Source organism: Chitinophaga sedimenti (genome assembly GCF_023156195.1).
Classification (GTDB): Bacteria; Bacteroidota; Bacteroidia; order Chitinophagales; family Chitinophagaceae; genus Chitinophaga; species Chitinophaga sedimenti.
The window spans coordinates 5,750,001-5,760,000 of sequence record NZ_JAKUKA010000001.1; the positions used below are offsets into that span (position 1 = coordinate 5,750,001).

At 46.7% G+C, this 10,000-nt stretch carries 1 protein-coding gene and 6 rRNA genes (2 of these 7 only partly in view); all 7 read left to right on the forward strand.

All coding sequences use genetic code 11. The annotated features are described in order from the left end of the window. Positions 1 to 2,106: ribosomal RNA gene (locus tag MKQ70_RS33085) — 23S ribosomal RNA — on the forward strand; it begins 770 nt to the left of the window's first position. A gap of 86 nt (positions 2,107 to 2,192) precedes the next feature. Continuing rightward, positions 2,193 to 2,304, forward strand: a 5S ribosomal RNA gene (gene rrf, locus MKQ70_RS33090). Between the two features lie 113 nt (positions 2,305 to 2,417). Continuing rightward, on the forward strand, positions 2,418 to 2,657 hold the full coding sequence (locus MKQ70_RS33095; protein WP_248079372.1) for a hypothetical protein: 240 nt from the start codon (positions 2,418 to 2,420) through the stop codon (positions 2,655 to 2,657). A gap of 289 nt (positions 2,658 to 2,946) precedes the next feature. Next, positions 2,947 to 4,467 (forward strand): 16S ribosomal RNA (locus MKQ70_RS33100). A 249-nt stretch (positions 4,468 to 4,716) separates the two neighbouring features. Next, positions 4,717 to 7,598, forward strand: a 23S ribosomal RNA gene (locus tag MKQ70_RS33105). 86 nt (positions 7,599 to 7,684) lie between these two features. After that, positions 7,685 to 7,796 (forward strand): 5S ribosomal RNA (rrf, locus tag MKQ70_RS33110). A 597-nt stretch (positions 7,797 to 8,393) separates the two neighbouring features. Next, positions 8,394 to 10,000 (forward strand): 23S ribosomal RNA (locus tag MKQ70_RS33115); it runs 1,270 nt beyond the window's last position. The 16S, 23S and 5S rRNA genes sit together here, the layout of an rRNA operon.

Genomic DNA, 10,000 nt, shown 5'->3' on the forward strand with positions numbered 1-10,000 from the left:
TTGAAAAGCTATGGGATGACCTGTGGATAGGGGTGAAAGGCCAATCAAACTGAGAGATAGCTCGTTCTCCCCGAAATGTTTTTAGGAACAGCCTTGGATTACAGACGTATCATAGAGGTAGAGCTACTAATTGGGCTAGGGGCTTCACCGCCTACCAAACCCTAATAAACTCCGAATGCTATGATATATTCTCCAGGAGTGAGGCTGCGGGCGCTAAGGTCCGTGGCCGAGAGGGAAATAACCCAGATTAACAGCTAAGGTCCCTAATCGTATGTTAAGTTGAACAAACGAAGTTCAAACCCTAAAACAGCCAGGATGTTGGCTTGGAAGCAGCCATTCATTTAAAGAGTGCGTAACAGCTCACTGGTCGAGGGTTTGGGCACGGAAAATAATCGGGCATCAAACATACAACCGAAGCTTTAGGATTGTGTTAACACAATCGGTAGGGGAGCATTCCAATCTGCATCGAAGGTGTACCGCGAGGTATGCTGGAGCGTTTGGAAAAGAAAATGTAGGCATAAGTAACGATAAAAAGATGAAAAATCTTTTCGCCGTAAGACTAAGGGTTCCTGATCAACGCTAATCGGATCAGGGTTAGTCGGGTCCTTAGGCAAACCCGAAAGGGGTAGTCGATGGCAAACTGGTGAATATTCCAGTACCTGTTATAATTTCGATGGGGTGACGGAGTAGTGAAAGGATCGCGCACTTACGGAATAGTGCGTTAAAGGGTGTAGTTAAATTTTGTGTTGGAAAATCCGCACGAGATGATGAACCTGATAGTACAGCAAAGCTTCGGCGGCGCTGATAGTATCCCTAATCAGACTTCCAAGAAAACCCTCTAAGGCTAGGTTATAACAGCCCGTACCGTAAACCGACACAGGTAGTCGAGGAGAATATCCTAAGGCGCTCGAGTGATCCGTGGTAAAGGAACTAGGCAAATTGACGCTGTAACTTCGGGATAAGGCGTACCGCAGTGATGCGGTCTCAGTAAAATGGTGCAACCAACTGTTTAACAAAAACACAGGGCCCTGCAAAATCGAAAGATGACGTATAGAGCCTGATACCTGCCCGGTGCTGGAAGGTTAAGGAAGGATGTTCGGCGCAAGCCAAAGCTTCTGACTGAAGCCCCAGTAAACGGCGGCCGTAACTATAACGGTCCTAAGGTAGCGAAATTCCTTGTCGGGTAAGTTCCGACCTGCACGAATGGTCTAATGAGTTGCACACTGTCTCTACCACGAGCTCGGTGAAATTGTAGTATCGGTGAAGATGCCGGTTAATCGCAACGGGACGGAAAGACCCCGTGAACCTTCACTACAACTTAACATTGATTTTGAACCACAGATGTGTAGGATAGTTGGGAGACTATGAAGCAGCTTCGCCAGGAGTTGTGGAGTCAACGTTGAAATACCAACCTTCTGTTGTTTAGAGTCTAACTCGCATAGCGAGGACATTGTTTGTGGGTAGTTTGACTGGGGTGGTCGCCTCCTAAAAAGTAACGGAGGCTCGCAAAGGTACCCTCAGTACGGTTGGTAATCGTACGCAGAGCGCATTAGTATAAGGGTGCTTGACTGTGAGGCCAACAAGCCGAGCAGGTGCGAAAGCAGGCTAAAGTGATCCGGCGGTTCTGTATGGAAGGGCCGTCGCTCAAAGGATAAAAGGTACTCCGGGGATAACAGGCTGATCTCCCCAAGAGCTCATATCGACGGGGAGGTTTGGCACCTCGATGTCGGTTCGTCACATCCTGGGGCTGGAGAAGGTCCCAAGGGTTCGGCTGTTCGCCGATTAAAGTGGCACGTGAACTGGGTTCAGAACGTCGCAAGACAGTTCGGTCCCTATCTGTTGTGATCGTTAGTAAATTGAGAGGACATGACCTTAGTACGAGAGGACCGGGTCGTACGTACCGCTGGTGTATCGGTTGTGCCGCCAGGTGCAGTGCCGAGTAGCTATGTACGGACAGGATAAACGCTGAAAGCATCTAAGCGTGAAACCTTCCTTAAGATGAGTTTACTTTTAAGGGTCGTCGAAGACTACGACGTTGATAGGCTACAGGTGTAAAGGTGGTAACATCAAAGCCGAGTAGTACTAATTGCCCGTAAGCTTTAATTTTATTTTGATATCGTTGTACAACTATTCCCAATATGTAAAATATTAGTCTGAACAAGGTTTAAAAGACCTATAGGATTTAAAGATCTTATGGTGGTTTTGCCGAGGGTGTTCACCTCTTCCCATTCCGAACAGAGAAGTTAAGCCCCTCATGGCCGATGGTACTGCACCACAATGCGGGAGAGTAGGTAGCTGCCATATTTATTAAGAAAGTCCCGGTACATGCCGGGACTTTTTCTTTCTCTTCTCTCTTTTACATCACCGTTTTAGTAAGAAACCAGGACAACAATAAGATGGCATCATCTTCAAAAAAGATGAAGCAGAATTTTGTTGTAAAAATTAAGGGTTGTATCTTTGCAGTCCGCTCTGAAAAAAACGGGATAAAGTTCTTCAAATTACGAGTCACACCAACATCATCAACTACTGGGAATCAATTTGTTACGATTAAAATCGCAGCAAAAAATAATCAGAAAAAAGATGAAATAAAAGTTGGAAGTAAAGAAAAATTACTACCTTTGCACTCCCATCCAAACGGGGCTTTTCGCAAAGAATAGCACTTTGGGTTCTTCACTTGAAAAATAAGATGCGGCATCATAAAGTAATGATGGCCTACCGGTTCGAAACCAGCACATCTTCACAAATTCTTCACCAGTAACGTTCACGGTTACACTGATGTAAATCAGCGGGCTTGAGCAGGTAGATAGAAAATGATCTTTGAAATATTGAAGCAACAGCATAACAACTTTCGGGTTGTTAATTTAAACAGGTAATGTTAGCGAAAACATTAAATTGAAATCTCGTCTGATTTTCTTGAGAAAATTAGTCAGTTCAAACAACTTCTTTACAATGGAGAGTTTGATCCTGGCTCAGGATGAACGCTAGCGGCAGGCCTAATACATGCAAGTCGAGGGGCAGCGGGGTAGCAATACCGCCGGCGACCGGCAAACGGGTGCGGAACACGTACGCAACCTTCCTTCAAGTGGGGGATAGCCCATAGAAATGTGGATTAATACCTCGTAACATCACGGAGTGGCATCACGCTGTGATTATAGAATTTCGCTTGAAGATGGGCGTGCGTCTGATTAGGTAGTTGGTGAGGTAACGGCTCACCAAGCCGACGATCAGTAACTGGCGTGAGAGCGCGACCAGTCACACGGGCACTGAGACACGGGCCCGACTCCTACGGGAGGCAGCAGTAAGGAATATTGGTCAATGGACGCAAGTCTGAACCAGCCATGCCGCGTGGAGGATGAAGGTCCTCTGGATTGTAAACTTCTTTTATTTGGGACGAAACACTTCTTTTCTAAGAAGCTTGACGGTACCAAGTGAATAAGCACCGGCTAACTCCGTGCCAGCAGCCGCGGTAATACGGAGGGTGCAAGCGTTATCCGGATTCACTGGGTTTAAAGGGTGCGTAGGCGGGCTTGTAAGTCCGTGGTGAAATCTCAAAGCTTAACTTTGAAACTGCCATGGATACTATAGGTCTTGAATGTTGTGGAGGTTTGCGGAATATGTCATGTAGCGGTGAAATGCTTAGATATGACATAGAACACCGATTGCGAAGGCAGCAGGCTACACAAATATTGACGCTGAGGCACGAAAGCGTGGGGATCAAACAGGATTAGATACCCTGGTAGTCCACGCCCTAAACGATGATTACTCGACATTTGTGATACACAATAAGTGTCTGAGCGAAAGCATTAAGTAATCCACCTGGGAAGTACGACCGCAAGGTTGAAACTCAAAGGAATTGACGGGGTCCGCACAAGCGGTGGAGCATGTGGTTTAATTCGATGATACGCGAGGAACCTTACCTGGGCTAGAATGCTGGGAGACCGGTCCTGAAAGGGACCTTTGTAGCAATACACTGCCAGTAAGGTGCTGCATGGCTGTCGTCAGCTCGTGCCGTGAGGTGTTGGGTTAAGTCCCGCAACGAGCGCAACCCCTATCATTAGTTGCCAGCACTTCGGGTGGGAACTCTAATGAAACTGCCGTCGTAAGACGCGAGGAAGGAGGGGATGATGTCAAGTCATCATGGCCTTTATGCCAGGGCTACACACGTGCTACAATGGTGGGAACAAAGGGCTGCTACCTGGTAACAGGATGCTAATCTCAAAAATCCCATCTCAGTTCAGATTGAGGGCTGCAACTCGCCCTCATGAAGCTGGAATCGCTAGTAATCGTATATCAGCAATGATACGGTGAATACGTTCCCGGACCTTGTACACACCGCCCGTCAAGCCATGAAAGCCGGGGGGACCTGAAGTCGGTAACCGCAAGGAGCCGCCTAGGGTAAAATCGGTAATTGGGGCTAAGTCGTAACAAGGTAGCCGTATCGGAAGGTGCGGCTGGAATACCTCCTTTTAGAGCGCATATACCTGCGCTGTTGCTTTCAATATCTTCATTGTTTAGTTCTTTAAACAAATAAGATGAGGTGTAAGACCTGCAGGTTCATAACCTGGTCATCTTCTTAAAAATTTTCTACCGTTACGAGGTAGCTACCGTCACACTGATGAACGATCAGCAAACGGTTTGCCGAGGTAAGAAAACTTAGCTCTTTGACATATTGGGAAACAAATAGTTGTATACACGAAGTATCAATGAATTAAGATTTTTAAAGCGAATAAGGGCGCATGGTGGATGCCTAGGCTCTAGGAGGCGAAGAAGGACGTGGTAAGCTGCGATAAGCTACGGGGAGGTGCAAACGACCGCTACATCCGTAGATTTCCGAATGGGACAACCCGGCATACTGAAGGTATGTCACCCGCAAGGGAGCCAACGCAGGGAACTGAAACATCTAAGTACCTGCAGGAAAAGAAAATAAATAATGATTCCCTAAGTAGTGGCGAGCGAACGGGGAATAGCCCAAACCGGTACGAAGCAATTCTTACCGGGGTTGTAGGACCACATTTAGAAAGTCAGATCAAGCTGAATCATCTGGAAAGATGAACCCTAGCAGGTGATAGTCCTGTAGGCAGAAATTCTGATGGACGAGTGGTATCCTGAGTAGCGCGGGACCGGAGGAATCCTGTGTGAATCTGCCAGCACCATCTGGTAAGGCTAAATACTCCCTAGAGACCGATAGTGAACCAGTACCGTAAGGGAAAGGTGAAAAGCACTTCGAACAGAAGAGTGAAATAGTACCTGAAACCGTGCGCCTACAAGCGGTCGGAGCATAGCAATATGTGACGGCGTGCCTTTTGCATAATGAGCCTACGAGTTACTCCTCACTGGCGAGGTTAAGTTCTTCAGTAACGGAGCCGAAGCGAAAGCGAGTTCTAACAGAGCGTACAGTCAGTGGGGGTAGACGCGAAACTTTGTGATCTATCCATGGGCAGGTTGAAGGTTTGGTAACACAAACTGGAGGACCGAACTCATTAGCGTTGAAAAGCTATGGGATGACCTGTGGATAGGGGTGAAAGGCCAATCAAACTGAGAGATAGCTCGTTCTCCCCGAAATGTTTTTAGGAACAGCCTTGGATTACAGACGTATCATAGAGGTAGAGCTACTAATTGGGCTAGGGGGCTTCACCGCCTACCAAACCCTAATAAACTCCGAATGCTATGATATATTCTCCAGGAGTGAGGCTGCGGGCGCTAAGGTCCGTGGCCGAGAGGGAAATAACCCAGATTAACAGCTAAGGTCCCTAATCGTATGTTAAGTTGAACAAACGAAGTTCAAACCCTAAAACAGCCAGGATGTTGGCTTGGAAGCAGCCATTCATTTAAAGAGTGCGTAACAGCTCACTGGTCGAGGGTTTGGGCACGGAAAATAATCGGGCATCAAACATACAACCGAAGCTTTAGGATTGTGTTAACACAATCGGTAGGGGAGCATTCCAATCTGCATCGAAGGTGTACCGCGAGGTATGCTGGAGCGTTTGGAAAAGAAAATGTAGGCATAAGTAACGATAAAAAAGATGAAAAATCTTTTCGCCGTAAGACTAAGGGTTCCTGATCAACGCTAATCGGATCAGGGTTAGTCGGGTCCTTAGGCAAACCCGAAAGGGGTAGTCGATGGCAAACTGGTGAATATTCCAGTACCTGTTATAATTTCGATGGGGTGACGGAGTAGTGAAAGGATCGCGCACTTACGGAATAGTGCGTTAAAGGGTGTAGTTAAATTTTGTGTTGGAAAATCCGCACGAGATGATGAACCTGATAGTACAGCAAAGCTTCGGCGGCGCTGATAGTATCCCTAATCAGACTTCCAAGAAAACCCTCTAAGGCTAGGTTATAACAGCCCGTACCGTAAACCGACACAGGTAGTCGAGGAGAATATCCTAAGGCGCTCGAGTGATCCGTGGTAAAGGAACTAGGCAAATTGACGCTGTAACTTCGGGATAAGGCGTACCGCAGTGATGCGGTCTCAGTAAAATGGTGCAACCAACTGTTTAACAAAAACACAGGGCCCTGCAAAATCGAAAGATGATGACGTATAGAGCCTGATACCTGCCCGGTGCTGGAAGGTTAAGGAAGGATGTTCGGCGCAAGCCAAAGCTTCTGACTGAAGCCCCAGTAAACGGCGGCCGTAACTATAACGGTCCTAAGGTAGCGAAATTCCTTGTCGGGTAAGTTCCGACCTGCACGAATGGTCTAATGAGTTGCACACTGTCTCTACCACGAGCTCGGTGAAATTGTAGTATCGGTGAAGATGCCGGTTAATCGCAACGGGACGGAAAGACCCCGTGAACCTTCACTACAACTTAACATTGATTTTGAACCACAGATGTGTAGGATAGTTGGGAGACTATGAAGCAGCTTCGCCGGGAGTTGTGGAGTCAACGTTGAAATACCAACCTTCTGTTGTTTAGAGTCTAACTCGCATAGCGAGGACATTGTTTGGTGGGTAGTTTGACTGGGGTGGTCGCCTCTAAAAAGTAACGGAGGCTCGCAAAGGTACCCTCAGTACGGTTGGTAATCGTACGCAGAGCGCATTAGTATAAGGGTGCTTGACTGTGAGGCCAACAAGCCGAGCAGGTGCGAAAGCAGGCTAAAGTGATCCGGCGGTTCTGTATGGAAGGGCCGTCGCTCAAAGGATAAAAGGTACTCCGGGGATAACAGGCTGATCTCCCCCAAGAGCTCATATCGACGGGGAGGTTTGGCACCTCGATGTCGGTTCGTCACATCCTGGGGCTGGAGAAGGTCCCAAGGGTTCGGCTGTTCGCCGATTAAAGTGGCACGTGAACTGGGTTCAGAACGTCGCAAGACAGTTCGGTCCCTATCTGTTGTGATCGTTAGTAAATTGAGAGGACATGACCTTAGTACGAGAGGACCGGGTCGTACGTACCGCTGGTGTATCGGTTGTGCCGCCAGGTGCAGTGCCGAGTAGCTATGTACGGACAGGATAAACGCTGAAAGCATCTAAGCGTGAAACCTTCCTTAAGATGAGTTTACTTTTAAGGGTCGTCGAAGACTACGACGTTGATAGGCTACAGGTGTAAAGGTGGTAACATCAAAGCCGAGTAGTACTAATTGCCCGTAAGCTTTAATTTTATTTTGATATCGTTGTACAACTATTCCCAATATGTAAAATATTAGTCTGAACAAGGTTTAAAAGACCTATAGGATTTAAAGATCTTATGGTGGTTTTGCCGAGGGTGTTCACCTCTTCCCATTCCGAACAGAGAAGTTAAGCCCCTCATGGCCGATGGTACTGCACCACAATGCGGGAGAGTAGGTAGCTGCCATATTTATTAAGAAAGTCCCGGTACATGCCGGGACTTTTTCTTTCTCTATAAGTGAGCGCTGTTCTCAACCAGGACACATCATCTTCATCACAAATAAGTTCTCTATTTAAGGCTGGATAAAAGATATGACAGATTGGAAAAAATATCTGAAAGAAATTTTGTTGCAATGAATGCAAGCTGTATCTTTGCAGTCCGCTTTGAAAAAAGCACAATAAGCTCTTCAAAATACGAATACCAACGCTTCATCGGAAGCTGATATTTAAGTAGTTATGATAATATCACGACGAAAAATAGTCAGAAAAAATGATGGAATAAAAGTTGGAAGTAAAGAAATAATTACTACCTTTGCACTCCCATCGAAACAGGGTGGTTTGCAGAAAAAGAAGTTCTTTACAAATGCTAAGATGAGACGTCAAAAATGTTGATGGTCTACAGGTTCATAACCTGATCATCTTCTTAAAAATTTTTCTACCGCTACGAGGTAGTTACCGTCACACTGATGAACGATCAGCAAACGGTCTGCCGAGGTAAGAAAACTTAGCTCTTTGACATATTGGGAAACAAATAGTTGTATACACGAAGTATCAATGAATTAAGATTTTTAAAGCGAATAAGGGCGCATGGTGGATGCCTAGGCTCTAGGAGGCGAAGAAGGACGTGGTAAGCTGCGATAAGCTACGGGGAGGTGCAAACGACCGCTACATCCGTAGATTTCCGAATGGGACAACCCGGCATACTGAAGGTATGTCACCCGCAAGGAGCCAACGCAGGGAACTGAAACATCTAAGTACCTGCAGGAAAAGAAAATAAATAATGATTCCCTAAGTAGTGGCGAGCGAACGGGGAATAGCCCAAACCGGTACGAAGCAATTCTTACCGGGGTTGTAGGACCACATTTAGAAAGTCAGATCAAGCTGAATCATCTGGAAAGATGAACCCTAGCAGGTGATAGTCCTGTAGGCAGAAATTCTGATGGACGAGTGGTATCCTGAGTAGCGCGGGACCGGAGGAATCCTGTGTGAATCTGCCAGCACCATCTGGTAAGGCTAAATACTCCCTAGAGACCGATAGTGAACCAGTACCGTAAGGGAAAGGTGAAAAGCACTTCGAACAGAAGAGTGAAATAGTACCTGAAACCGTGCGCCTACAAGCGGTCGGAGCATAGCAATATGTGACGGCGTGCCTTTTGCATAATGAGCCTACGAGTTACTCCTCACTGGCGAGGTTAAGTTCTTCAGTAACGGAGCCGAAGCGAAAGCGAGTTCTAACAGAGCGTACAGTCAGTGGGGGTAGACGCGAAACTTTGTGATCTATCCATGGGCAGGTTGAAGGTTTGGTAACACAAACTGGAGGACCGAACTCATTAGCGTTGAAAAGCTATGGGATGACCTGTGGATAGGGGTGAAAGGCCAATCAAACTGAGAGATAGCTCGTTCTCCCCGAAATGTTTTTAGGAACAGCCTTGGATTACAGACGTATCATAGAGGTAGAGCTACTAATTGGGCTAGGGGCTTCACCGCCTACCAAACCCTAATAAACTCCGAATGCTATGATATATTCTCCAGGAGTGAGGCTGCGGGCGCTAAGGTCCGTGGCCGAGAGGGAAATAACCCAGATTAACAGCTAAGGTCCCTAATCGTATGTTAAGTTGAACAAACGAAGTTCAAACCCTAAAACAGCAGGATGTTGGCTTGGAAGCAGCCATTCATTTAAAGAGTGCGTAACAGCTCACTGGTCGAGGGTTTGGGCACGGAAAATAATCGGGCATCAAACATACAACCGAAGCTTTAGGATTGTGTTAACACAATCGGTAGGGGAGCATTCCAATCTGCATCGAAGGTGTACCGCGAGGTATGCTGGAGCGTTTGGAAAAGAAAATGTAGGCATAAGTAACGATAAAAAAGATGAAAAATCTTTTCGCCGTAAGACTAAGGGTTCCTGATCAACGCTAATCGGATCAGGGTTAGTCGGGTCCTTAGGCAAACCCGAAAGGGGTAGTCGATGGCAAACTGGTGAATATTCCAGTACCTGTTATAATTTCGATGGGGTGACGGAGTAGTGAAAGGATCGCGCACTTACGGAATAGTGCGTTAAAGGGTGTAGTTAAATTTTGTGTTGGAAAATCCGCACGAGATGATGAACCTGATAGTACAGCAAAGCTTCGGCGGCGCTGATAGTATCCCTAATCAGACTTCCAAGAAAACCCT

Excerpts from the sequence above, each read along its gene's own strand:
- MKQ70_RS33095 (WP_248079372.1), top strand. The coding sequence starts at position 2,418 with ATGAAGCAGAATTTTGTTGTAAAAATTAAGGGTTGTATCTTTGCAGTC.